The 25,443-nt window shown below is 59.6% G+C and carries 14 protein-coding genes; 7 read left to right on the forward strand and 7 right to left on the reverse strand.

What is annotated here, in order from left to right; all coding sequences use genetic code 11:
• Positions 1-43: 43 nt before the first annotated feature.
• Positions 44-4,576: a serine/threonine-protein kinase gene (locus A4R35_RS05345; protein ID WP_112427257.1), complete on the reverse strand. Its 4,533-nt coding sequence runs from the start codon at positions 4,574-4,576 to the stop codon at positions 44-46.
• 423 nt (positions 4,577-4,999) lie between these two features.
• On the opposite strand from A4R35_RS05345, the gene A4R35_RS05355 reads away from it, so the two are divergent.
• Complete coding sequence (locus A4R35_RS05355) at positions 5,000-7,603, forward strand: glycoside hydrolase family 15 protein (protein WP_112427261.1); 2,604 nt, start codon at positions 5,000-5,002, stop codon at positions 7,601-7,603.
• A 343-nt stretch (positions 7,604-7,946) separates the two neighbouring features.
• Here A4R35_RS05355 and A4R35_RS05360 read toward each other — a convergent pair whose 3' ends face one another.
• The 6 genes from A4R35_RS05360 to A4R35_RS05385 all read right to left on the reverse strand — a co-directional run bounded on the left by A4R35_RS05360 (position 7,947) and on the right by A4R35_RS05385 (position 18,341).
• Positions 7,947-10,133, reverse strand: a complete 2,187-nt coding sequence (locus A4R35_RS05360; RefSeq protein WP_112427263.1) for a multicopper oxidase family protein — start codon at positions 10,131-10,133, stop codon at positions 7,947-7,949.
• Between the two features lie 795 nt (positions 10,134-10,928).
• Positions 10,929-12,116, reverse strand: a complete 1,188-nt coding sequence (gene speB / locus A4R35_RS05365) for an agmatinase (protein WP_223258211.1) — start codon at positions 12,114-12,116, stop codon at positions 10,929-10,931.
• A 229-nt stretch (positions 12,117-12,345) separates the two neighbouring features.
• Positions 12,346-13,014 carry a cyclase family protein gene (locus A4R35_RS05370; RefSeq protein WP_112427265.1) on the reverse strand — a complete coding sequence of 223 codons (669 nt, stop codon included), beginning with the start codon at positions 13,012-13,014 and terminating at the stop codon, positions 12,346-12,348.
• 75 nt (positions 13,015-13,089) lie between these two features.
• Positions 13,090-13,746, reverse strand: a complete 657-nt coding sequence (locus A4R35_RS05375) for a GNAT family N-acetyltransferase (protein WP_112427267.1) — start codon at positions 13,744-13,746, stop codon at positions 13,090-13,092.
• On the reverse strand, positions 13,743-14,324 hold the full coding sequence (locus A4R35_RS05380; RefSeq protein WP_112427269.1) for a VOC family protein: 582 nt from the start codon (positions 14,322-14,324) through the stop codon (positions 13,743-13,745). Before A4R35_RS05380 ends, A4R35_RS05375 begins: the two co-directional genes overlap by 4 nt.
• A 636-nt stretch (positions 14,325-14,960) precedes the next feature.
• Positions 14,961-18,341, reverse strand: coding sequence for an ATP-binding protein (locus A4R35_RS05385; RefSeq protein ID WP_112427271.1), 3,381 nt, complete (start codon positions 18,339-18,341; stop codon positions 14,961-14,963).
• Positions 18,342-18,713: 372 nt separating this feature from the next.
• Between A4R35_RS05385 and A4R35_RS05390 the strand changes: the two genes are divergently transcribed.
• The 6 genes from A4R35_RS05390 (at position 18,714) to A4R35_RS05415 (ending at position 25,344) form a co-directional block, all read left to right on the forward strand.
• On the forward strand, positions 18,714-19,232 hold the full coding sequence (locus A4R35_RS05390) for a GspE/PulE/PilB domain-containing protein (protein WP_112427273.1): 519 nt from the start codon (positions 18,714-18,716) through the stop codon (positions 19,230-19,232).
• A gap of 195 nt (positions 19,233-19,427) precedes the next feature.
• On the forward strand, positions 19,428-20,552 hold the full coding sequence (locus tag A4R35_RS05395) for a DegT/DnrJ/EryC1/StrS family aminotransferase (protein ID WP_112427275.1): 1,125 nt from the start codon (positions 19,428-19,430) through the stop codon (positions 20,550-20,552).
• Positions 20,553-20,832: 280 nt separating this feature from the next.
• Positions 20,833-21,846 carry a Gfo/Idh/MocA family protein gene (locus tag A4R35_RS05400; protein ID WP_112427277.1) on the forward strand — a complete coding sequence of 338 codons (1,014 nt, stop codon included), beginning with the start codon at positions 20,833-20,835 and terminating at the stop codon, positions 21,844-21,846.
• Between the two features lie 81 nt (positions 21,847-21,927).
• Positions 21,928-23,286 (forward strand): polysaccharide deacetylase family protein, encoded by a 1,359-nt coding sequence (locus tag A4R35_RS05405; protein ID WP_112427279.1) that lies wholly within the window; start codon positions 21,928-21,930, stop codon positions 23,284-23,286.
• Positions 23,287-23,634: 348 nt separating this feature from the next.
• Positions 23,635-24,441, forward strand: coding sequence for a LuxR C-terminal-related transcriptional regulator (locus A4R35_RS05410; protein WP_112427281.1), 807 nt, complete (start codon positions 23,635-23,637; stop codon positions 24,439-24,441).
• A gap of 162 nt (positions 24,442-24,603) precedes the next feature.
• Positions 24,604-25,344: a response regulator transcription factor gene (locus tag A4R35_RS05415; RefSeq protein ID WP_112427283.1), complete on the forward strand. Its 741-nt coding sequence runs from the start codon at positions 24,604-24,606 to the stop codon at positions 25,342-25,344.
• The last annotated feature ends 99 nt before the right edge of the window (positions 25,345-25,443 follow it).

The raw sequence follows: 25,443 nt of genomic DNA on the forward strand, positions 1-25,443 counted from the left end.
GACAGGGCAGGGAGCAGTGAGAGAGGGCGCATCGCGCCCTCTCTCACTGCGCTGTGGGGCTATACTCGTAGGCCCCGATATCGCAGGCTCCCTGCTGTGGTCGTCGCAGGCCGCGCTGATCGACCGCGACATCGCAGTCGGCGGCAGGAATACGGTTGATCGCAGGACTACCCGCCAGCAGGGCATGTGTCTGTGTAGGTCCCCCGTTGGCACGCAGCAGTGGATCAATGTCGAGCGGAGTCGAGCCAGTGCCCACGAGATCAAGATGGTGGCGTCCAGTGGGGTCGAGGAACTTGGCCCCAGAGGCACGCTGAATGAGGTTATAGCCTCCGCTCGTCACCTGACCCAACAGGTCAGGGGCTACGTTTGCAGTATTAGCGGCCAGCAGCGAGTCCAGGAGCGTAATCTGTGAATCCTGTCCCTCTCCGCTCCCTGGTAAGATGGCCAGGCCGCCTCCGGCAGCCGCGCGGTTGCCATAGATAGTGCAGAAGTCGAGCCGGCCATCGCTCTCGCTGATGAACAAGCCGCCTCCAGAGCTTCTCCGTTTCCCCTGTGCACTATTACCCGAAAGCGTGGAATTGACCAGCGTGAGCATAGTCTTCTGAAAGCCCGAAGATCCCGAAGATGAAGACAGAGAGAGCGCTAAGAGGCCTCCACCTTCGGCATCACTGGCTGGGGCCTGGGCCTGATTGTCTGCCACGGTACTGGCCGTCATGACCAGGCTACCTGTAACCGCGATGCCGGCGCCAATGGCAGCCCCTTCGACCGAGGAGGTCGAGATCACCACGTTATGGCTGACAGTACTGTTGCTGATCGTCAGCGCCCCTTCGGCAAACACGCCTCCTCCCGTAGCGCGGTCATCCTGACTACTGGCACGGTTGCCACTCACCGTGCTCTCCATGATGGTCAGCTGCCCTCCTAGCAGGAAGAGGCCCGCCCCGACAGCGAAATGAGCCTGCACCTTGTTGTTGCTGACCAGAGTGTTCTTCAGAGTTACTTTGCTTCCAGAGGCCTGTAGACCTGCGCCTGCCGCCTCCTGAGCTGCCACGATGCTGTTGTCAACCAGGCGCGTGTTGATGAGCTGAACGGTGCTATCGAGGGCGAAAATGCCGCCGCCGAAGGCACTTTCCTGGCTGCTGACCTGATTGTCAGAAACGTTGCTGCCGTTCAGGGTCAGGCTGCCTCTGAGGCTGACGATAACCGCTCCTGCTGCACCGTTGCTGCTGGTCCCACTATCCTTAACGCTATTGCCCGTAATCTGGCTCGCGTTCAGAGTGGCCTTCCCTCCATTATTGAGAATAGCTGCGGCGTGGGCCTCAACTCCGCTGGCCTGGACATGCGTTATGGTACTCTGTAGCAGGGTCAGATTGCCTTGCTGGCTATTCTCGATAGCACTGCCTCCGGGCAGGGATGGCCCGTTGCTCTCGCTGACGGGAGAAATGGTAATCTGAGCAATGCGGCAGCGTTGCAAGGTCAGGTTCCCCTGATTGAGGAAGAAATCACCTGGGCTTGGCTGTCGCTCGCTGAAGCTGAGGTCGCTAAAAGTGACACTTGTCCGAGCCAGAATGCGGATGGCATAGCTGGCTTCGAGGCCCGGCTGGCCGCTAATCGTGAGTTTGGCAGCTCCTGGCCCCCGAATGGTGAGGCTCTTGCCAATATCGAGATTGTGAGTGAGAGAGAGAACACCGGTCAGGCCAGGCTGCACGCTAATGGTCTGACCAGGCTTTGCTTCAGCAATGACCTGTCGCAGCGAACCTGGTCCGTCGTCCTGGAGCGAGGTCACCTGCAGTGGCGCTACCTGCTGATAGAGCAGCCAGCTAGCAGGAATGAGCAGGCCCAGGATGAGAAGAACGACCAGCGCTAGCCTGACTCGCGCCAGTGTTCTGGCTCTCCGACTGGCGCGCAGAAACATCGCTTCCTGGAGACTCAGCGAGGCACGCTCTTGCCAGCGCAAGGCATCTTTGAGCAGGGAACCGCGGTAGAGGCGATCCCGCGGCTTGCCGCGCCGCCACCATTCCTGCACATCAGCGCTCACCCTCTGTTGCAGAGGAAGATCTTCGCCGGCCTGACGCACCCATTCCACCAGCTGTGGCCATTCCTGCAGCAGGGCCTCATGACTGACCTCTAACATCACCTCCCCCGCTCGGCGCTCGACCGTCAGTAAGCGCGCGGCCACAAAGGCCTCGCACGTCTCCTGCATCAGACGAGTCTCCTGCTCATCTGTTAGAGCTAATTCACTCTGGCGCGCCTGGCGGCGCATGGGAGCCTGACCCTCTCGTCCTGGCTGCACCAAGCGCAGGAAGAGCTGACGCGCCAGGAAGCGATGGCGATCCGAGGGGAGAGAAGCGTAAGTGGTCTCGGCGTGGCGGGCCAGGGCGCCACGTACTCCTCCAATGGCCTCGTAAGCGCGCCGCGTGAGACGGCTACCGCGCCGCTGCTGAAAGAGCTGGTCCAGGGTGAATTCCAGCAGAGGCAGAGCACCGGGCTGGTCACGGATATCCAGGAGCAAGTCGGCCACCAGATCTTCATCGAAGACCAGCTGGACATCGGGCAGCAGGGCTGGCTGTTCAATGACGGCCCGCAGCTCATCAAGGGTCATGGGTCCTATCGGGCAATGCGCCGGTCCCTGCAAGAGCTGCGCCAGGGATGGGTAGGCCAGAGGCCGATCGTAACAATCAGCCCGCAATGTGAGGAGGAGAAGCAGTTTGCCGTGAGGAACAGAGACTGCAGTGGCGATCAGATCGATGAAGCGCCGCCGTTCAGCTTCGGCTACCTCGGGAGTGAACAGTTCTTCGAACTGGTCAATGACCAGGACAAGATAGGGATGATCAGGGGCTAGGGTGAGGGCCAATCGGTGCAGGGCGGCGCTATCTCCCTGGACAAGGGCCGTGTGAATAGCTTCCTTCTCTTGCTGGCTGCCGCCGGCGGCCAGTACTTCCGCGAGCGCCTCTAGTGGCCGATAGGCTGGCCTGAAGACGGAGAGATAGCGCCAGTTCTCACTACCTGGCAGCGCCCCAGCCTGCAGCCGGGGGAGCAGGCCCGCCATGAGAAGGCTCGATTTGCCAACACCGACGCCTCCGATGAGAGCCAGCAGGCGCGCAGAGGAGGACTGAGCCGGGTTCTGACCCAGCAGAGTGGCGAGCCGCGCGAGCAGCTCCTGCACGAGCCGCTCACGTCCAAAGAAATCACCCTGGTCCTGCTGGGTAAAGGCTCGCAGCCCCTTGTAGGGATTGCGCGCTTTTCCCTCCTCTTCCAGCGTCAGTATTGCTTGCTTCTGGCGCCGCCTTCCCCATTGCCCTTCTTCAATCTGCTGAATAATCTCGTCCAGGGCTTGTCGATAGCGGGCACCGCTTCCATCGCTGAGAAGCGCTGGCGGTACCATCTCTGCCAGCGGCCAACTGCTCCCAGCTGGGGGCGCTGCACCCATCAGGAGATAGCGCACTGGACGCTGATAGAGATGGGCCATCTGCAGAAGCTGCTCAGAAACAGGCAGGGCTTGATCCTGGGCCGTAAGCCCTACCAGCACGAGCTGAGCTGCACGCATCGCCTGTCGGAGCTCCAGCTCATCAGCTTGCTCATAGCGCTGTGCCATAATTACGGTCAGACCACGCTCGTACAGCTCTTGCTGAAGGCGCTGGCTAACCGGGGACTGCTCATCTCGGACGGCCAGAATCACGCGCCAACTGTGCTGACCGTCGCCAGCCTGCGGACGAGGTTGTATCTCTTCCGGTCGCCATGTCAGGCTTTGGTCGATCTCCGGCCGCAACATAGCCTGACTGACAGCCTTTCCCAGGGCACGGGCGAAGAGGATGATAGCGGGATAGCGCTCCTCCGCCTTTTTGGCGAGGGCACGACGAATGACGCGATCGACCGACTCCGGCAACGCCGGATCATGCTCGCGCAGCGCTGGTGGCTCTTTTGTAAGATGCTGGTTGATCAAGTCAGCAGCCCCACCCTGGAAAGGTCGCACACCACACAGCAGCTCATAGGCCATGACGGCCAGGGCATACTGATCACTGGCAAAGGTGGGCTGCCTGTGGAATTGCTCGGGAGCCATATAGGGCAGCGTACCAACTGGCGCCGACTCGCCAGCCCCTTCCTTCTTTAAGAGCGGTAGAGCAACCCCGAAATCGCTTAAGAGCAGCCCGTCGTTCCCAAGGAGGACGTTCGCCGGCTTGACATCCCGATGGACAATATTCCGGTCGTGGGCATATTGCAACGCGCCCGCCAGCTGGTAGACGTAGCTGACGACGGTAGCAAGAGGAAGACGCGTACCGCGCGGATGCCTGTCGAGTAGGGTCCCTCCCGGCAGATACTCCATGACAAGATAGGGCTGACCACGCTCGATGGCAAACTCATGCACGGGTACGATGTGTTTGTGGCGCAGGCGGGCTAGAATCTGGGCTTCGTGTAAAAAAGCCTGCTCATCTTCTTCTTTCAGAAGCTGCGTGAGAACCTTGATCGCGACCTGAGTTTTCAAGTAGAGATGCTCAGCCAGATAGACCGCACCATATGACCCGCTGCCTAGCAGACGAATCAGGCGGTAATTGCCAAGTCGCTGGCCCTGGCGCATCATTGCCAGGCTCCTCCATCGTTTCCAGGTAGGCCCCAATGGTCAGTCAAGAATGAAAGATCCTCTCCATACGCTCATTGTGCCTGACATGTTCAGCACATGAGCCTGCAAGAGAAGATTACTCCTCTTGCTTGCTATTGTCAAGTGATCCAGCTCACAGAAGATAATCGTCTTCAGATGGTCCCTCGCGGCCAGCTCTTTCCGGCCTCTCTCACGGTTTTGCCGGGTCTTTCCCGTGTTGAAGTGTGTCACACAGAACTTTGGCATGATTATTGCTGTGATTGAAGAGTGTAAGCCAGGGCAGTAAAACGAGTGCCTGCCCTGATTCCTGGTCGCAGGATGGACCCGGAAGCGGCTTATCCGGTCAATGTGAGTCACAGATGACCATTTGACCGATCAGTCAAAGCCGAACAAAGGAGAGACTACATGGGCAGCAATACGCATGATGCAGCACCACCCGACTCTGTGCACTGGCACGCTGCCTGTGCCTGGTTCTTCCGCCTCGGGCGCCCTCGCCTGCTGGCGTTCCTGCTTGTCTGTGCGCTGCTTCTTCCTGGCGGTCTCCAGCAGGCGAGAGCGGCAGGTACGGCGCCCAACGGCCCAGGCTACTCTTCTATCTGGGCGCCCTCGAACAAGGCTTTCCTTGGCACCGCTGCCAACACTACCAGCGATGTCTGGTTCACTGGCTACAACGGCATCATCAGCGAGGTCTTCTTCCCTACTGCCGATACGGCCAACACCACCGATCTGCAGTTCCTGATCGGCGACAGCGGCCATACCTGGGTCGACGAGGAGAAGGTCGCCACAACCTCCACTGTCCAGCTCTACAATGCCCACTCGCTCGCCTGGCAGGTGACGAACACCGCCAAGAACGGACGCTACCGCATCACGAAGATTATCTACACCGATCCTGCTCGCAATTCGCTGATTCAGCAGGTGACGTTTACCGCCCTCAGCGGCACCCTCTCGAATTACTTACTCTACGTTCTTTATAATCCGGCCATTCACAATGCCGGCAACAACAATACCAGCTCGACCCAGACCTATAATGGTCGCACAATGCTGGTGACAACCGATAGCACAGGCAACTATGCCAGTGCCCTGGCCGCCTCTATCCCCTACGTCTCCGGCATGACCAGCTCAGGCTTTGTCGGGGTCAACGATGGCTGGACCGACCTGAAGGCCTCCAGTAACTGTGGCAGCAGCACCTGCCCAGACTATACGATGAATTATACGTATAGCCTGGCCAGCAATGGCAATACGGCCCAGACAGGCCTGCTCGATCTCTCAAACGGTGGCAGCGTCAATACGAGCATCGCCACCTCGATCACCTTTAGCCTCGTCCTCTCCTTCGGTCAGACCAGCGGCAGTACCGCCGCGGCTACGGTCGCCGAGCAGACACTTAATGCCACCCTGAGCGATACCTCGAACATGCTGGCGACCTATGTCACCCAGTGGAATAGCTTCGATAACAATCTCACCAGCCCGCCAGCCGTTGGTAGCACGACAGCAATCCAGCAGGCCCGTCAGCAGGAGTACTACCTGGCCGCGAACGTGCTGAAGGCCTCGCAGGATAAGCAGACGGGAGCCTTTGTAGCTGGTCTGGGCGTCCCCTGGGGTGACAGCAATGGCGATAGTGACGCCGGCTATCACCTGGTCTGGGAGCGCGACATGTACAAGATCGCCAGCGCCCTGATTGTGGCCGGTGACAGCGCGGACGCCCTGCGTGCCGTGCAATGGGCTTTCAATACCCAACAGCAGTCCGATGGCCACTTCCCGCAGAATAGCTATGTCAACGGGACGCCCTACTGGAACGGCATCCAGATGGATGAGCAGGCTTTCCCGATCATCCTGGCCTGGAAGCTCGGCCTGACTGATAACAGTACGTTTGTGAACCACATCAAGAAGGCCGCCGACTATATCGTCAATAATGGCCCGCGCACGGGCCAAGAGCGCTGGGAGGAGAACAGCGGCTATAGCCCGTCGACAATCGCGGCAGAGATCGCTGGTCTGCTCTGCGCCGCCGATATCGCCCGTATCAACGGAGATACGACCGATCAGACGCGCTATACCAATGTCGCTGATTATTATCAGGGCATGGTCCAAAACTGGACCTTCACGACCACTGGGCCACTGGGCGGCGGCTACTACTTTGAGCGCATCGATGGCAATGGTAACCCCAACGATGGGGCCTCCATTACGATCGCCAACGGCGGGGGCACCTACGATGAGCGGACGATCGTGGATGCTGGCTTCCTGGAACTGGTACGTCTGGGAGTGATGCCGGCCAACTCTCCCTATATTACGCTCTCCTTGCCAGTGATCGATGCCACCATCAAGGAGACGATCAATGGCTACCCTTACTGGTTCCGCTACAACCACGATGGCTACGGTGAGCATAGCGATGGTTCGAACTACAATGGTACGGGCATCGGACGCCTGTGGCCAGTCCTAACGGCTGAGCGCGGAATCTATACGATCGCCGCCGGCGGTGACGCCGATCTCTACCTGAGCGCGCTCATGGCTGCGGCCAACGCCTCGGGCATGATCCCCGAACAGATTTGGGATGTGGCCGCCCCCAGCGGCTATACACCCGGTACCCCAACGAAGTCGATGAACCCGCTCAACTGGGCGATGGGCGAGTATATTGTCTTGCTCTTCTCTGAGGCCAATCACCGCGTGGTGGACATGCCTTCGATCACCTACAGTCGCTATGTAACAAATGCCTACCAGCCTCATAGCGGCTGGGTGGTCGACTACGACCCCAATCAGCTCCACCCCGGCAAGGCGCTGACTATCTACTATAACGGCTGGCTGGCTTCACATACCCATGTCTATATCCGCTGGGGCGAGAACGGCTGGCAGAACATTCCTCCCGATGCCGCCCTGGTGAAGCGCAGCGATGGCTTCTGGCAGGTCACGATCAGCGTGCCGACCGATGCCACCCAGATCAATTTCGCCTTCCATGACGACGCGAATAACTGGGACAACAACGGCGGCGGGAACTGGAATGTTCCTATCACTGCCTGAGCAGGCCGGCCCTGTCCAGTGAACAAGGGGAGGGCCGGGCCTGGCTGTGGCTGATCACCGGCAGCAACGCGGCCCGGCCCTGGATCAGGGCCCAACTCGTTGGCAACCCTGGCTAGATATTCTCCCTTTCCCCAACGAGCACTGTTGGCCCTGGTAGGGAAGGAGCGAAGGGACAGCGCCCACTTCACTGCCTCAGTGATATTCCCTCGCTCCTTCCTTCTCTCACTGGCGCAGCTGGCTACTGGCGAATGAGTAGACGCGCCACCCTTCATGCAGCAGAGCATGGCACCGAATTCAAAGAGTGTAAGGAGGAACACCAGGCGATGCCAGCTCAGCAGAGTTTCTAGGGCACTGGCAGATACGGGCGCATCATCTCGTTATCCTCGTGATCAAGGATGTGACAATGCCAGACGTAGCCTGGCCCCTGGGTAGGATCAAAGGGATAGAGATTCTGACCCGGGCTCACCTCTTTGAGCGGCGTCGTGATCGGCGCCCAGCGCACGACCAGGCGCGTGACCTGGCCGGGATACATCTTGATGGTGTCTTTCCAGCCATCCTCACCCGCGTCAGGAAGCAACAGCGGGCCGCGCAGATACGGCGTCACATCGGGATTGCCACCCAGCGCGCCCCGGGCGTTTGGCTGGCCATAGGGCAATGGAGGACCATAACCCGGAATAAAGACCCCCGGCGGATAGTGTACCGGCCCCCAGGCACCATCTGAGCGGAGACCGTTATAGGTCCCCCCAGGAAAGAGTGAGTCGTAGCGCGCTCGATAGCCCTCGACATCCAACGCCTGGCGATTGAGCAGCTGGAATTGGACAAGATGAATGTGAATGGGATGAGCATCCTCAGTGAGGTTCACGACCTCCCAGATCTCGGTTGCCCCAACACGCGGCAACTCGGTCAGGTAAATCCCCTGCCCCTGCCTGTCGGGCTGAGACCCTGACACAGGCTGACCGCTCCCCTCGCGTATACCGCTCCACTTGGTGTTATTGACCAGCACCTCGACAGGCCCGCCCGGTCCTTCCACCTCAACAAGGACCAGTTGCCGCCTGACCGCAGGCTTCACTCCCGCCGCCAGCATACCCGTCTGAGGATTAGCCAGACGCACCAGCGCCGGCGGCTGGTTGACTCCTCCCCGCAGCGGCAGACCGCTGGCCGGATTGTAGGTCCTGTCCGTCTCTGACAGGGGCAGCGAGACCCGAATCTGCATGATCCGTCCGTTGGTGGCTGGATCAGGCGGATCGCCGTCAGGGAAGGGGGCCGGTGCGCTGTTGATCAAGAGCAAGGTCCGACCAGCATAGGGGGCAAAGTCAATGATCACATCGGCTCGCTCTGCCGGGGCCAGCAAGAGCGACGGCGAGGTCCTATCTTGAGGGTCATTGAGCTTGACTGGCCTGTCAAGCAGGCCTCCATCCGTGCCAATCTGCCAGAAGATCGGCCCTGGCTCCTGGCTCAGGGCATCTATCAGCCGCATCTGGAAGAAGCGTGCATTGGCCGCATTCAAAAAGCGAAACCGATAGCGCCGTGGCTCTACATTCAGATAGGGCCAGGCCTTCCCGTTGACAACGATGACGTCGCCAAAGAACTCGGGAATCCAGTACGGATGAATCGAGGGATTGGGAGGCGGCCCATTGAGGCCAGTCGGCCTGGCGGGCGGCGTACCATCGGGAAAGAGCAGCTGACCACGCGTATCAAACTGGCGATCCTGGATCATCAGTTCGATTTCCTGAGCACCGGTCGGTAGACCAAGGGGATTGTGCGGCTGCCCTGTATCATAGGCATCACGGATCAGATAAAAGGCCGCCAGCCCAGAGAAGAGTGTGAGACGGGTCACGCCAAGCGTGTGATCGTGGAACCAGAGCGTCGTCGCCGGCTGGCCATTCGGATACCAATAAACCGCAGCATTCGGAGCTGTCGGCGCATAGCTGCAGTAGCCTCTGCCATGCCGTCCATCGGAGGTAAACCAGGCTTCGGGAGCGCCATCAAAGGCGGAAGGAGTTTCACCCCCATGCAGATGAACCACCGTCGGCAAGGCTCCAGCAAAGGGCACAGTCGCCCCCATCTGCCCCAGGGGATCAGCCCAGTGAATGGTCTGATCCACCGTGAGAAGCGGCAAAAGCTGCGATTGAGCTGGCAGCGGCAGCGCATTGATATAGGTTACAACCGTCGGCACCCCCTGCTTGGCCTCAACCGTGTAGCCAGGGTAGTGCGGCGGGCGCTCACCTACCTGATAGCCCCAGACATAGGTACCAGCGCAGAAAGGGGGACTGAGGCGGCTATAGCAACTGGTCGGCAGAATGCGCTGCTGAAATTCGACCATGCGCACCTGAAGCTGAGAGCCACTGACGCGAGAGTCGGCAAAGGTGGGCAGCGGCTCGACAAATTGGGGAATCTCGGCCCCCGGCAAGGGCGCCTGAGCAACCTGCACTGAGCCTGAGACGCGCGAGGCTGTCCACAGCGAGAGCGGGAAGAGGCCCCCAAGACCCAGGGCAATACCAACCTTGAGTAACTGTCTGCGAGTCGTCATACGCTGACGCTCCTTTCCAAGGGTGTGGTGCATCGACGCAGCAAACCCCTTGCAAAAGATTCTGGCTACAAGGAACAGTCTCAAGGCCCGATAGCAGGAGCAAACGAGCTGGCCAGCAGCCCTTGATCTGCGTAAAGGAGAATGAGGGGACTGAGCAGCACTAGAGGCACGTCGACGCTGTGGGAAGCGGAAGAGCTATCGCCATCAGAGCCTCTTCCGCGGCGCGAGAAGGAGCCTGCGCCGTTGAAAATGAGCATCCGTTGCTTGTCTCCTCTCTTCTCATGGGAAGGAAGACTCCCGCGAAATCCTTTCGCATCAGGCCAGGCTTTCACCTGAAGACTACATAATGGCTACGCTGACTATCCATTGTGTCTAAAGGCCATTGACGCCTTGCGGACCAGATCCATCAGAAGCTTCTTTTCAACTCAGATCACACCCCCTTTCTATCGAGTTTGGAATCAGCAAACAGTTATGAGTAGAACCAGGTAATCTATTAAGAGTGTAGAAAAATCTACGACATCTGTCAAGGGTATCTTGCATCCTGTAGTCTCAGAAAGCCTTAGAAAGGGTATCAGGTATCTCTCTGTGCCTTCATCATCAATGAAAAGCCAGCCGGGCAGGCTCTGGCTCAACCGCCGCAGGCGCTCAGCGTGCTTCCGCTCTCCTGTGGTGAATTCCAGCATAGAATAGCCATAAATGGCCCCTTCAGAGAGGAGGTAGCGCTGCAGGCCATTCTCCTCTTTATCAAACGCTGCTCCTCTGATAGTAGAATACCTGTGCCAGCAACTGACAGCGTTAGCGGCGTTCTTCCGTACCGCCTGTCCTGCTGCGATGCCCCAGTTTGCCTTGCGTCACTAAAGCACCCAGCACCTCCATAATGATCCGTCCAGCAAGCAGAGCTGTCAGATCGGCCACATCATAGGGAGGAGCCACCTCCACCAGCTCCATACCTCGCAGGCCCTCACGCGCCGCCAGATGCACCATTCTAAAGACCTCACGTGGCAGTAATCCCCCCGGCTCGGGCGTTCCTGTTCCCGGAGCAAAGGCCGGGTCCACCACATCAATATCAAATGAGAGCCAAACCGCACTTGCCCCCTTCCAGGCGACTTCCAGAGCATACTCCATAATGCGCTCGATGCCGTAGCGATCGATGTCATCGAGTGTGATCACGGTTATCTGCCGCTCATGAGCCAGACGCATTCCCTTCTTGGAGCCAGTCCAACCGCCGATACCGATCTGCACCAGGTTGGTCGGGGGGACATTAGGCAGGGCGGTGGCATGAAAGAAAGGCGAGGCATGCATGCGCTCGTCATAGGTCCGCTCGCTCAGATCGCTATGCCGATCAAAGTGGATCACGCCCAATTTGCCTTCGACGTGCGATGCCACTCCACGCAGGGTGGCGTAGCCAATGGAGTGGTCGCCGCCAAGGACCACAGGGAAGGCTCCCCGCTCGACGATGTAGCTGAGAGCGCGCGTGATCTGATCGAAGCTTTTCTCGATGTGCGAGGGAATAACCTGGACATCGCCAGCGTCAACCATAACCAGGGCTTCGTGCAGATCAAGACCACGCTCGGGATTGTAGCCATAGCTCAGAGCGGAGGCCTTCCGAATGGCCGCAGGCCCGAAGCGCGCCCCTGGGCGGCAGGTGGTACCGCTATCCAGGGGTACCCCGACGATGACCACATCCTGCCCCCCAAGCTGCTGCATATCACGAAGAAAGGGCACCTGCAGAAAGGTCGCCTCCCCCGTTCCTCCGCCTAACGTCCAGGGTTCGCGTCGAAAGAGGGTGAGGTTGCGATCCTCAATGCTGGCTGCCGCCTCCAGTCCATAGCGCCGGGCTTGCTCTCGCCGCGCGCTGACCTCCGCCCCTTCCTGCTGCTGAGCCTGCCAGCGCATGGCCCATGTGCCCCGCAGGTCCTCGCGCCGCAGTTTCTGATGCCCCTCTTGCCGTTCGTCGCGATCGCTGCTTGCTCTGTCCACCATGCTACGATTATCCTTTCCGGTTGCCGCGCAACGCGAAATAAGGTCCTCTTCCTTTTGAAGTGAGAATCTCGGGAGAAGATCCCCAGTCCAGGAGATAGAGAGAAGCCGTTGCTCCTGGACAGGCTCAGGCCAGCATCTGCCTGACAAGCTCACGGGCCGCGCAACACGCTCCAGTCGGACTGGCCCGCCGTGCCGCTCGTTAGCAGGCTAAACGGCGGGCCACCAGCGCTCACGAGGCAGCGCGCCAGGCCAGAGCACGTACTGGAGAGCCATCAAGGCCCCGTAGCGGCAAGGGTAGGAAGGAACACTGATAGACGACACCGCCAACCAGCCGATCTAGGCGCGCCAGATTCTCGACAATGAGGACATCATTGCCCAGCAAGGTAGTATGAGCATGCCGGGTACCCTGCACGCTGGAATCGACGCTGAGGGCATCGATCCCTACCAGCGAAGCGCCGGCTTCGACCAGCAGCTGCGCAGCTTCCGGGGAGAGATAGGGATGGCGGAAGTAGCGCTCACTCTTCCAATAGAGGTCCCAGCCAGTGCGCAACAGCACCGCCCCGCCAGCTGGCAGCGCCTTCAGCTGAGGCTGCAGCGCCTCCGCGGGGATTGGCGTATCCTCTCCACACCCCTCCAGGGAGACCACAATGCCGGTGAGCAGGAAGCGCTCCGGGGGATACTGCGTAATGGTCTTTCCTTCCGGCACCAGATGGGAAGCGGCATCAATATGGGTACCGGTATGCGTCCCCAACACCAGGCGCGACACCTGCCAAGGAGGCTCGGTCTCCACTGCCTCAACGCGCGGCTCCGGATCACCAGGGAAGACCGTCATTCCCTGCTCGATTGCATGAGAAAGGTCGATGAATTGCATCAGCTTGACCTTTCCCTCCTTTCGCATGCCAGTTGCTTTTTATCATCCCTCACCGGGGTTGACTGCTCTCGCTCTCCCTTCTCAGTCTTGCCCACCGTCCGGTCACGCCGACCGGCTCTCACCCTGCGGCGCGACCAGCTCAACCTCGTGTGAGAGGGACTGGCACAGATCCTGTAGCACCTCCTCAGGCACGTCAGGCCGGGGGCGCAGCAGATAGCGTGTCTTCATTTCGACGCCGGCGATGCGCGTCACGTCGGCTACTGCCTGGAAGCCAGCCGCTTCGATGCCACGCCGTGAGGCATAATTGCTGGCATCAGCCCCTATCCAGAGACGGCGCAGGCCCTGCTCGCGTAATACCCTGGCCATATAGACGAGCAGAGCAGGATAGAGCCGCTGGCCACGGTATGGTGGCAAGGTGGCGCAATCCCAGATATAAGCCCTCCTCGCCCGGAGGCGAATCGTGAGTCCCAGCTCACCTATCTCCTCCTGCTTGAAGGAGACCCAGCCATAGGAGGCCAGGATTTTTCCCCCGTCCAGATAGGCCGCATAACACTGGCAGCCGCGCGCAAAGCGCTCCATTACGACAGCGGGATCGGCCACCTCCATCGCCATCGCCAGCTCTTCAGCACGCTCCGGGCCAGCCTGCAGAAAGGTAGCAGGCAGCCGCGCTGGCGAGCTGGTCATGATCGGACGGCGGTCAAGATCGAGAGACCAGAACGTTCCTGTGTGTTGCACCACGGAAGCAGCCACATGACTCATCGGGTGCGCGCCTCCACTCCCTCTTCTACCGTCGCAGGCGCGCGTCGCTGACTGAGTTCGGCAATCGCTTCAGCTAGATGCTCCTCTTGAATATTGTACGCCCCCGCCGCTACACGCAGCTTGTGAGCCGTCGCCAGCACATCGGCGATGGTATAGCCCTGCGGCGGTTCAAATTTGTAACAGGCCATCTCCAACAGTTGCCCGTTTGGATCACGGAAGTAGATCGAGTCCATAAAGCCGCGGTCAATGTTGCCCGTGTTCCAGATACCGCGCTCGTTGAGTCGCCGGGCAACCTGATTGTAGGTGGCACGTGAGACTGTGAAGGCCAAATGATGCAGGTTGCCAATGCCCTCGGGGTTGGGCGTCGGGTCATTGGCCCGGTCCGGTCGCACAAAGAAGGTGATCAGACGCCCATCACCAGCATCAAAGTAGAGATGGGTCTCCTCCGGCACATCAAGATTGGGCTGCTCCATGATGAGGGGCATGCCGAGGAAGTCCCGGTAGAATTCGATGATAGCCTCGCGATTGGAGCCAACAAAGGTAATATGGTGAACTCCCTGTACCTGAAGTTTTGCCATGTCTCACTTTCCCTGACAGTGCAATCTCGTGTTTACCAGCTTGCTATATTATATTCTCAAGGAAAGATGACTTGCGAGATCAACTATCTGCAGGTCTGGGGAGCGCTTCCTCTCCCCGAGGAAGCTCACACTGGCCAGCCTTGGACAGGCCCAGATCAGGCTGAAACGCAGGATTGCTCAGGCCGCCTCTGGTCCAGCACTCGCCTGGCCAGGCAGAGCTGAAATCGGTGGATTCGCCGCCGCGTCCAGCAAAACCTGGACAGCAGCGATGAGAGGGCCTCGGTGCGACTGGTGGAAGATATCCGCGCGATAGGAGCTAGAGATTCCCTTGACTCCTGCTGTTTGGGAAAGCCAGACAACGCCTCGACAGCTGTGCCACTGGCATTGTGGCCTTACCTGGGGGAGAGAGCCATGCCGCACTCTCCTGTATTCTCGCCTTCCTCGGTTTTGGAATGACAGCTACGCCGCGGAGAACGATAGCCACCAGAAGAGCTGCGGGACCGCGCGCGGAGAGCCCCGATGATCTCGCTCGGGCCAACACGAAGATCTGCCAGGAGCCCCCCACGCGCGTTTGGCAAGCTGCCATTACTTAGCATAGGCGCCGACTGTCAACGCAGCGTCAATGCCTGGCCAGGCTTAAAATGTCGCAGCCAGCGGCAGCTGAGCCAGCTCGCCGCGCGCCTGATACTTTTCCAGCGTGCCCTGGGCCTCCTGCAGGAGGGCACGCGCCTTCTCGTGCTGCGCGGACGATCCCGCTTGCAGCGCCGCCTGGGACCGGAGCACCTGGATACGTGCTTGCTCTAGTGGCAGCTCCAGTTCTTCGGCCTCTCTGGCAGCTTCGTGGAAACGGCGCTCGGCCTCCTCCCAGGCTCCACAGGCCGCACAATACCAGGCCCACAAGGCTGTCGCTCGCATTGCGAGGAGCCGGCGCTGCTGACGCTGAGCCGTGGCCAGGGCGGCCTCCAGATAGGGAGCAGCCGCGCCAGGTTGAGCACGCAGCAACCAGACCTCAGCCAGCCATAGCTGGAGGCGCGTGCGCAGATGGTGATAGCCATACTCATCGATCAGAGCCAGAGCCTCCTCTAGCAGGGCAGTCGCCTCCTCCAGGCGCCCTTGACAGCGCGCACAGAGTGCCAGACCCCCTCGATACCCTGCTTGCCGTTCAAGGTTGCCCAGCTCTTCAGCCAGAGCCAGCCCCTGACTAAAGGCTTCGGTCGCGGCCCGCCACTCTCCCACATAGAGATGCAGCTCCCCCTGCGTACTTGAGAGATGGAGCAGGGCGCCCAGCAGCTCGTAAGTCTCAGCGATTCTTCGCCCTTCAGCTAAAGATACCTTAGCCGCCTCCAGCTCTCCCAGGAGGAGCTGATGATAGGCCGCATTGTTGTAGGCAAGGGCCAGAAAATAATAGTTATGGGTCGCCCGAGCAGCCTCAGCCGCCTCTCCATAGAAACGCAGAGCCTGACGCAACTGGCCATACTGGGCCGCAATATTGCCCAACTCAAAGAGAGTTGCACAGAGGTCGCCCAGATTGCCACACTGGCGGAGCGCACGCGCCGCCTCCTGGAGATGCTCCTCGGCAGCCACGAGATCGCTGCCCTCCATTGCCAGCGCTGCGCCAAGCAAGCGCTGACCAGCCGCAAGCAGTGCCAGCCGTTCGCTCTCCTGGAGAGGATCAGGCACCGCCAGTCCAGCTTCAGCACAAGCAATGGCCTCACGATAGTCATTCATAATCAGCGCCAGCTCTCCCAGCTCGAAATAGGCGCTCTTCCAGGCTACGCGATCATTCAGCTGGTGCGCCAGCATCAAGTAGCGCCGGCACCAGGCAGCTGCCTGCTGGAGCTGTCCCAGGGCACGGTAGACCTGGCCCAGCGCCATCGTCAGGCGCAGCTCCTCCTCCAGGGCGGCTGCCGGGGCCACCAGATCGTAGAGCTGCTGCAAGAAGAGGGCCACCTCCGTGCTGACGTTTTCGCGCGCCAGTTCATCCAGAATCTGCAGTCCATAGCGCCGGGCCCGTTCACTGTCGCCCCCCATCACCGCATGGAGGGCAATCTGCCGCCGCGGAAAATCCTGCTGCAGCGCTGGACATCGTTCCAGAATGGCCGCCAGCTCACGGTGAATCTGCTGCGTCCGCACCTGACTAAGCCGATGCATGACAGCCTCGCGCAAGAGCGCATGTGAGAGTCCATAGCAGCGCGGAGCAGCCTCCACGAGCAAACCACGCCAGAGCAGCTGATCTACGATAGCCAAGAGGGGGGCCTCACGCATCTCAGGCATCTCCTGCAAAAGGGCTAGAGGCAAGGGCTGGTTAGCGATCGCCAGGACCTCCAGCAGCGTGCGAGCCTCGCCATCGAGATCGATCAAGCGCCAGAGTACTAAATCATAGGTGGTCTCGGGCAGAGCATGCATGGCTCGCCACTGCAACCAGCGCCGCATATCTAGTCGCAGTCCTTCAGCGCTCTCGCTCAGGACCCCATCAGCTTGCAGCTGCCTCAGCAGCTCCAGCAAGATAAAGGGGCTTCCTCCTGAGCGCTCGTATAACCAGGCCGGGAAGGTGGAGGCCACCGGCAAGGTCACAATGCGAAGTGTCTCTACCAGAGTTGTCACCGCCTCCGGCGTCAACGGTCCCAGTGAGAGCACCTGCACATGCCCATGTCGTCGCCCGAGCGTCAGCAAACGCTGCAAAGCAGGAACCAGCTCAACCGAGGCACTGGTCCCTATGAGCAGGATAGGCAACTGGTGAACACGCAGAGCCAGAAAGCCAAAAAGCTGGAGCGTCGAGCTATTGGCCCAATGGAGATCGTCGATCGCCAGGAGCAAGGGAGCCGTGCGCGCCAGGGTCCGCAGCGTCTGCCAGAGCGACCACATAAAGCGCCCCTGTTCCTCTGGCAGAGCGCTTCCGAGAGCGGGTGAGGCTGGCGCTAGGGCATCGGCGAGAGGATCTAAGCCCAGTCCCTGCAGGGCCTCCCAAAAAGGGCCGTAGGCCAGCAATTCATCAAACGGCGAACAGGCCCCTCGCAGCACGATCCAACGCACCGAGAGCGTCTCAAGCCTGGCCATCAGCTCATCCAATAGCCGCGTCTTGCCGCTACCATCCTCACCCTGAATCAGGACCGTTGCCCCCTGACCCGTGCTCGCCACCTGCGCAGCCAGCTTCAGCAGATGGCTCAGCGGTTCCTCACGTCCGACAAACGGCAGCATCCAGCCCGACCCGCCAGATCCAGAGCACCGTGACCCGCCCCTACCAGCCTGGCCACCCCCACAGGCCCCAGTGCTCCAGCGTCTTGTCAAAGCCTCTCTCACGCGATCCTGCAGATCAACCGGAGGAGGGAGGCCAAGCTCCTGCCGCAGAAATTTCTCGTATTGAGTATACTGCAGCCAGGCCCTGCCGAGAGAGCCAGAGCGCAGCGACAGTTCAATCAGCCGGCGCTGATCAGCCTCAGAGAACGGGTCTTCGCGGACCAGACGCTGCAGGTATTCTATGGCCTCCTCCCAGTGCCCTTCTTGCTCAGCATAGGTCGCCAGGCGGCTCAACGCCGAAAGATAGCTCCGGCTAAGAGCCGCCTCCTCTGCCTGCAGCCATTCATCAAAGAGCGGCGCCCCATTGAGCGTAAAGCCCTGCAATAGCCGCCCGCGGTACAACTGCACCGCCTCCGCCAGAGCTTGCCTGCTGCCCTCCTGTAAGAGATGTCGGAAACGCCGCAGGTCACAGACCAGCAGCTGCTCGGCCAGAGAGACATAGGGGCCATCGACCACTAACGCCTCGGCCAGGCCATACGATTGAAGAGTACGACGAATGACATACAAGTTGGAGCGCAGCGAATGGCGGGCATTATCCTCAGGCACATCGCTCCATAACAAGGCCGCTAGATGCTCACGTGGCTGAGGGCCTTCAGAGGCCGCCAGATAGTAGAGGAGCGCCTGCGCTTTCTGATGATGCAAAACCAACGGAGTACCGGCAATGCGTACTTCGGGAACACCCAAAAGACGGAAAACCAGCTGCCCGGAAGACATGTTCATAGCTGTACACTGCCGTTTTTAGCTTGCAATGATCCCTTCGCTGCCTTGAGGAAAGCGATCATTTTTTTACTCTATCCCCATCCCTTCGCATTTGCAAGAGCATTATTACGGCCCCTGCTCTCTTCCCCCAGGTCCAGCAAGTACATCTTCGCACCTGGCACGGCTGGTCACCACCCCGCTATAGCCTCTGCCTCTGTCATCACTGAAACAACGGAGTCTTTACACAACTGGAAGAGACAACACCATATCTTTTTCCCAATCAACATCTCATCAGCACGCCTGAAAACTACACTTCTTAACGCAAGGCAAAAAGAGGAACTTGCCCCTACGTTCTCAGTTCAAAGAAAAGCTTCATAATAGGATGCCTCCGGCATGCATAGTCTATCGGCCTGGCATAGCCAGTATAGCCGCTCAGGGCAGGAGGAGGTCACGCAGCAGGGACAAGAGCATAACATAGCCGGGCAATTGGCTAGCGATACCCCATTATGGGGAAAAGAGAGCGTTGCCAGCATGGGGACACTGAAAGAGATGGCCTATCTCGTTCGCCAGGGACCCCTCCCACGCCTTCCTTCGCTGAGGTATGTCCCTCTGCGCTACCGAGGTTGGCTCCCTCTGCCAGTGGCCAGGCGCTACCAGTGCCTGGTGATCGGCGTTGCCCAGGGCGTGGTCACTGTGGCCCTGGCTCGCCCAGGCAACGCCGCTTTTTATGCGCTGCTGGAAGAGATCACCTCCTGTACTGTCTTCCCGGTGCTCGTTTCTCCGTCCTCGCTGCGTCTGGCAATCAGGCGCCTTGAGCGCGATCAGCGTCACCCGAGTCTCTCTCTACATCCTGCCTATTTTCTCCATCCTCACCAGTTCAACACGTTGTCACGCCTTCCGCTTCGCTTCTGAGACCGGTTGGCTGACAGCTGCAGTCTCTCCGGCATCACCGCATTTCAACCAGCATAAGCATCAGGCAAAAACCGGTGAGTGCTATTGTGCTTCTTGAAAAGAAGGCAGGGCAGCCACCTACCCTGGCGACATATTGCTGCTCAGCTCGCTTGCTATGGTAGCTGCCACCACGGCTATTTCAGGAGGCTGGCTTCTATGCATATACCACTGGTGGACCTGCAGGCGCAGTATCAGACGATCAAGGAGGAGGTCCGGGTGGCCCTGGATGAGGTCCTGGCTGACATGGAGTTATTCCTCGGACCGCGTACCCTTGCTTTCGAGGAGGCTTTTGCCGCCTACTGCGGTTGCCGCTACGGCATCGGGGTTTCATCGGGCACCGATGCCCTGACGCTGGCTCTGCGCGCCTGTGGCATCGGCCCCGGCGATGAGGTCATCACTGTAGCCAATACTTTTATCGCTACCATTGAGGCAATCGCACAGGTCGGGGCCAGGCCGGTCTTTGTGGATATCGACCCCCAAACGTATACGCTTGATCCCGCGCAGGTCAGCGCCGCTTTGACGCCTCGCACGCGCGCGCTGTTGCCTGTGCACCTCTATGGCCACCCCGCTGAAATGGAGCCGCTGCTGGCTATCGCGCGCCGCGCCGGGCTGCGCGTTATCGAAGATGCCTCGCAGGCCCACGGCGCCACTTACCAGGGTCGCCGCGTTGGCAGCCTGGGCGATATTGGCTGCTTCAGTCTCTATTACAGTAAAAATCTGGGCGCCTATGGCGAGGCCGGCATCTGCGTGACCAACGACGCAGCGCTGGCAGAGCGCCTCCGCATGCTGCGCGATCACGGCTCACGCGTTCGCTATCACCATGAGCTATTGGGCAGTAACGCCCGCCTCGATGAGCTGCAGGCCGCAGTGCTGCTCGTGAAGCTACGCTATCTGGAACGCTGGAACGCCGCTCGCCAGTCACATGCTCACTTCTACAGCGAGCACCTGCGTACTACTGTGGCGGCCCTACCCGTGACCAGGGCCTGGGCTACCCATGTCTATTGCTACTATGTGATCCAGGTTGAGCAGCGCGATCAATTTCGTCGCTTGCTGGAGCAGGCGGGCATCAGCACCGGTATCCACTATCCGCTTCCCTTGCATCTACAGCCAGCCTGCTCCTATCTCGGCTATCAACGCGGGGATCTCCCACAGACCGAAGCCTGTGCTGCTCGCGTTGTCTCGCTGCCGATGTATCCCGAGCTAACGGAGCAGCAGCTGACTTATGTGGTGGAGATGGTTCACAAAAGCCTGGCGCTGTGCACACCTGTGGCTGACCGCTAGGCTGTTTACGCCGCCCCCGGCCAGGCCGGAGGGAACGAGAAGGCCCCGCCCTCCTTAGCCAGCCTTCTGACCCTCGGCTGGGCCTCTCTGCAATGTGACCACAGCGCTACGGACCAGAGCACAAGACTGTCGTTTGTCCGGCGTGGGTTGCTGACAGGACGCCAGCCTGCGCCGTTACCACTATCCTGGCAGTAAGCTCAATCTCACCTGGCCCAGCCGTCGACCGGTTGTCACTGGCCAGAGCTATGTATGGTTCATGGAATGGAAGAGGTAGACCGTTATGGAAACACTGCGCTTCGCTATCATAGGCTGGGGGTATTGGGGGCCCCGACTGGCACGCAACCTTGAGTCGCTCCCCTATGCCAGCGTCACCTTGATTGCCGATAGCAATCCCGCTTGCCAGTTTTCACCCGCTCTGCGCCATCACCCGCGGGCCCGCTTTACTACCTCCGTTGAGGAAGTCTATCGCTCCGACGTGGATGCTGTCGTCGTCGCCACTCCAGTGAGTACCCACTACACTTTTGCTCGCGCCGCCCTGCAACACGACAAACACGTCCTCGTCGAAAAACCTTTGACCGCGAGCGTGATCGAGGCCGAGGAGCTGGTCCACCTAGCCCAGGAGCGACAGCGCATCTTGATGGTCGGCCATACCTTTGAGTACAGTCCGGCTGTCAATGAGCTGCGCAAGCTGATCCGCAATAATGACCTGGGCAGGATCTATTGTTTCGAGGCGATCCGCGTGAATCTGGGTCTCTTCCGTCAGGACACCAATGTCATTTGGGATCTTGCCCCACATGACATCTCCATTCTGCTCTACCTGCTCAATGAGAAGCCGGCAGGGGTGCGCGTGCAGGCCCACGCCCATATCCAGCCACGTATCCCAGATATCGCTCATCTCGATCTGACTTTCGCCAGCGGCATGACGGCCCATATTCATGTGAGCTGGCTCCACCCCTGCAAGATCCGCCGCGTCACCGTCATCGGCGACCAGCGCATGGCAGTTTATGATGATACAAACCCTGCCGAGATGCTCAAGATCTATAACAAGGGGGCCGATGTACACGCCGATCCAATTGTCTCCTACCGCAACGGTGAAATCACCATTCCACATATCGACTGGGTCGAGCCACTCCGCCTGGAGTGCGAGGATTTCGCCGAGGCGATCCGTACAGGCAGACAGCCGCGTGCAAATGGCCTGGTCGGACTGGAGGTCGTCCGCATTCTGGCAGCAGCTCAGCAAGAGCTGGAACACCAAACACGCCAGCCCCTGACAGTAGTCAGCCCGGCCAGCTAGGTTCAGAGCAGCACAGCAGAGACCTTATGCACTTCTTTTTGGACCCAAGCGCGCTGAATCAGGGAAGGAAGCAAAGTTGCAATGAATCTGGTCGCCTTTTCTTTGCGCACGAAGGGCACGCATAATTTTCTGCGTCGCCTTTGGACGGTCTTCGCTCGCTTTGGCCTGACAGAGCAACGCACCGCCCGCGCCTTGCAGGCCCTGGTAACAACACTGCGTCAGTATGGAGCCTATCCTACCTTCTTTATCCCCGCCGTGGTGCTGCGCCGCCACGTTCCCCTGCTGCGCCAGATCGCCGCCAGCGGCGCCGAAATCGGGATTCACGGCTACGTCCACAACGATTATCGCACCTTGACACGCCAGGAGCAGGAGCGCCAGACACGCCTGGCCATCACCGCCTTCAGCCATAGCCAGATCTCCTTTGCCGGCTTCCGCAATCCTTACCTGGGCTGGACCGAGGAGGCGCTGGCGATCTTCGCCTCACTGGGCTTCACCTATGAAAGCAATGAGGCGGTCATTCACGATGTGATCGATCTGGACACGCTCTCGCCCCTGCTGCGTAGCGGCTATGAGAAATCCCTGCATTTGTTTCAGGCAGTGCCCCCTAGCATCTATGACCTGCGCCCACATTGCGAGGGACCGCTGGTGCGCCTGCCCACGAGCATCCCCGATGATGAAATGCTCTTCGACCGCCTGCGCATCACCGATCCGCAACGCATCGCTGCCATCTGGTCCGAGGTCATGGCACGCGTCTACGCCTTGGGTGGTCTGTACACACTCAATCTCCATCCTGAGCGCGGTTTACTTTGCCAGGCCGCTCTCCGCGGCCTACTCGACTATGCCACTCACCAGCCGGAACCAGTCTGGATCGCTCGTCTGGGGGAGATCGCTCGCTGGTGGCGCGAGCGCTGCCAGTTCCGCTTCGACTTCACCCCCGCTGGCCCTCAACGATGGCAGGTTCGCCTGCTCAGCTCGCCTCGCGCCCACGTTCAGACCCGGCAGCTCACGGTGCTCGCCCGCTTCAGCGCCAGCGAAGGCAAGCAGACGGCTCAGGGAGAACTACAACAACAAGAGTGGCTGGTTGAGGCCGAGCGCTGTCCCGCCATTGCTCTCTCGCCAGCGACTCCGCCAACAGTCATGGCCTTCCTCCAAGAGCAGGGCTACGCTGTGCTTCAGACCAGCCCCGAGAAGGCCACCACTTACAGCCTTTTTCTGGATCTGCCCGCCGGCCTGGGAGCTTCTCCCCGGGAGCAGCGGGAGCATCGCCGTCAGCTCGTTGGCCAGATCGAAGCACTGTCGGCCCCTTTGCTCTCTTTCGCCCCCTGGCCCACCCCCTATCGCGCCGCTCTGGCCATCAGCAGCGATATCGACTCGGTAACAATCCAGGACTTCTTCCTCCGCATTGTTGAGGTTGCCCGCGCCAGTCGTCTCTCTCTATAGCTAGCCCGGGCACGCAGAACAGTGAGGGTCCTTGGACCAAGCGGGAACAAAGGAGGAAGAGAGGGAGGGAGAGAAAGAGAGAGCCAACCCAGACAGCACAAGCCGAGACGCGCCAGCATACAACAGGCGCGTTTTTCCTGGCCAGCACTTCAGATGATCACCTGTCCTGGCAGTTTCGTAGAACTGCGGAAAGTGCGACACGCTGGTATCGTCTGGCGCTCCTGGTTCTTAAGTCAGCAAGAATACTCACCAGCTACTTCATCTGTAAAAAATTTCGATCTACTACGTCCATACTTAGGGGGTTAACGAAATGGCATTGACTAGAGCCATGAGGAAAAGGATGAGCGTATGCCGTCTCAAGAAAGACAGCAGTTGTCTTTTCACAGGAGGACTCAGCGCGTAGTCATCGCCCATGAAGCTGATATCTTCTGCCGTGGGCTACACAGCCTGCTGGCAACCAGTGAGGGGTTCGAAGTGCTCGCAGAGGTTAATTCTTGCACCGCTCTGCTGGAGATCGTAGCGACGACCACCGTGGATACGGTTCTCATTGATTGCATGTTGGCAGATGGCGATTGCATCGAACTGACACGCCGCCTGAATGAAGCACCCTCGCCTCCTCATGTGGTTCTGCTCGCCTCCCGTATCAACGATGAATTGCTCCTGCGCGCCTTGCTCAACGGCGCCAGTGGCTACCTGACTAAGGATACCCCTGGTCACCAGGTGCTTGCCTGTCTGGAAGGACTGCGCAAGGGCGAGCTGGCGCTGACCCCCCATGTGGCCAGCGCAGCTATCCGCCTGTTGATCTGGGAGTGCTACCGCCTGGCCGCTACCTTCTCTGCGACCACCTCCGCCACTGGCCCGGCAATCGCTCTGGATCAGACTCAGGCTGGTACTCCACAGCACCGTTCCGAGCCAGCTTCCACAGAAACCCGCAGGCCGGCGGCCCTGCCTCACCTGACCGAGCAGGAGCAGAAAATTCTTCGCCTCCTGCGACTCGGTCTGAGCAATAAGCAGATCGCCGCCCGTCTCTCGATCTCTCCCTACACAGTAGGGAAGCATGTCCAGCATATTCTGCGCAAGCTCGGGGCCAGCAATCGTACGCAAGCTGCCTCCCATACCTCATTTGAGGGGCCTCAAGTAAGGGATGAACAGTAATTATTGACAAGTTACTGCTTTTCAGAATACTTCACTTGAGGAGTTGTAAACCTGCAGGTCATTGTGTTTTAATACTAGGGAGTCAAGCGTTCCCAGAAGGCAGAATCTTCTACTATACGAAATCCGGTAGAGTATCGGCAGCTATGAGAATGGGGTATTTTGATGAAATTGCTTATTGTTGATGAAGACCGTGATCTTGTTGAAATGTTGACAGGCTGGTTAAAGACGCTGGGGCATGAGGTGCGACGCGCTTACTCCGGTGAGCAGGCACGCCGTGAGTGGGAAGAGCACAAACCAGACCTGGTGATTCTGGATACGGCTCTCAAAGACACCGATGCTCTCGCCATGTGCCGCGAGATGCGCACGCGGCACGATGCCCTTGTGCTGGTCATCTCACAAGAGCGGGACGTCCACGATGAGGTCCAGTGCCTGGAGGGAGGTGCAGATGATTATCTGCGCAAGCCTTTCTTCCCGGCCCAGCTCCTGGCACGCATCCGAGCTGTCAGCCGGCGCGGGCGGTCAACCCTCCTTTTACGCCCTCCAGCTGTCATCACTGTTGGTCCCCTCTCCATCGACTCGCTCCACAACGAGGCGCGCATCTCTGGTAAAACGGTGCATCTCACTCCCACTGAGAGCAAGCTACTGCATCTTTTAGGAGTCAATGCCAATAATGTCTGTACAGCAGGGCAGATTGTGGCCCACATCTGGGGTTATGGGAACGACGGTGATGCCAGCCTGATCAAAGCCCATATCCACCATCTCCGGCAGAAAATCGAGCCAGACCCGGCTAATCCGCGCTACATTCTAACCGTACCAGGTGTCGGCTACACATTAGTACGCCACCCTGACAAGGCCGAGGCCCCGGCTAGCTCTCCTGGGCACACACAACGAGCCTCCGGCTAAGCCGGCCAGGCGCCGTCTGCCCTTGTCTGGCCAGAGACACTCACCCCGCTTTCCCCGTCTCGCACGAGCCGGGCCAGTGGGGTGGCGACTCATCCGCTG

Source organism: Thermogemmatispora tikiterensis (genome assembly GCF_003268475.1).
In the GTDB taxonomy this organism is placed as follows: domain Bacteria; phylum Chloroflexota; class Ktedonobacteria; order Ktedonobacterales; family Ktedonobacteraceae; genus Thermogemmatispora; species Thermogemmatispora tikiterensis.

Bases quoted from the DNA above. Each gene is read 5' to 3' on its own strand.
- A4R35_RS05370 (WP_112427265.1), bottom strand. From the start codon at position 13,014: ATGCGAAAGGAGGGAAAGGTCAAGCTGATGCAATTCATCGACCTTTCT.
- A4R35_RS05410 (WP_112427281.1), top strand. From the start codon at position 23,635: ATGCCGTCTCAAGAAAGACAGCAGTTGTCTTTTCACAGGAGGACTCAG.
- A4R35_RS05375 (WP_112427267.1), bottom strand. From the start codon at position 13,746: ATGAGTCATGTGGCTGCTTCCGTGGTGCAACACACAGGAACGTTCTGG.
- A4R35_RS05380 (WP_112427269.1), bottom strand. From the start codon at position 14,324: ATGGCAAAACTTCAGGTACAGGGAGTTCACCATATTACCTTTGTTGGC.
- A4R35_RS05355 (WP_112427261.1), top strand. From the start codon at position 5,000: ATGGGCAGCAATACGCATGATGCAGCACCACCCGACTCTGTGCACTGG.
- A4R35_RS05400 (WP_112427277.1), top strand. From the start codon at position 20,833: ATGGAAACACTGCGCTTCGCTATCATAGGCTGGGGGTATTGGGGGCCC.
- A4R35_RS05385 (WP_112427271.1), bottom strand. From the start codon at position 18,341: ATGAACATGTCTTCCGGGCAGCTGGTTTTCCGTCTTTTGGGTGTTCCC.
- A4R35_RS05415 (WP_112427283.1), top strand. From the start codon at position 24,604: ATGAAATTGCTTATTGTTGATGAAGACCGTGATCTTGTTGAAATGTTG.
- A4R35_RS05360 (WP_112427263.1), bottom strand. From the start codon at position 10,133: ATGACGACTCGCAGACAGTTACTCAAGGTTGGTATTGCCCTGGGTCTT.
- A4R35_RS05390 (WP_112427273.1), top strand. From the start codon at position 18,714: ATGCATAGTCTATCGGCCTGGCATAGCCAGTATAGCCGCTCAGGGCAG.
- A4R35_RS05405 (WP_112427279.1), top strand. From the start codon at position 21,928: ATGAATCTGGTCGCCTTTTCTTTGCGCACGAAGGGCACGCATAATTTT.
- A4R35_RS05395 (WP_112427275.1), top strand. From the start codon at position 19,428: ATGCATATACCACTGGTGGACCTGCAGGCGCAGTATCAGACGATCAAG.
- A4R35_RS05345 (WP_112427257.1), bottom strand. From the start codon at position 4,576: ATGATGCGCCAGGGCCAGCGACTTGGCAATTACCGCCTGATTCGTCTG.
- speB (WP_223258211.1), bottom strand. From the start codon at position 12,116: ATGGTGGACAGAGCAAGCAGCGATCGCGACGAACGGCAAGAGGGGCAT.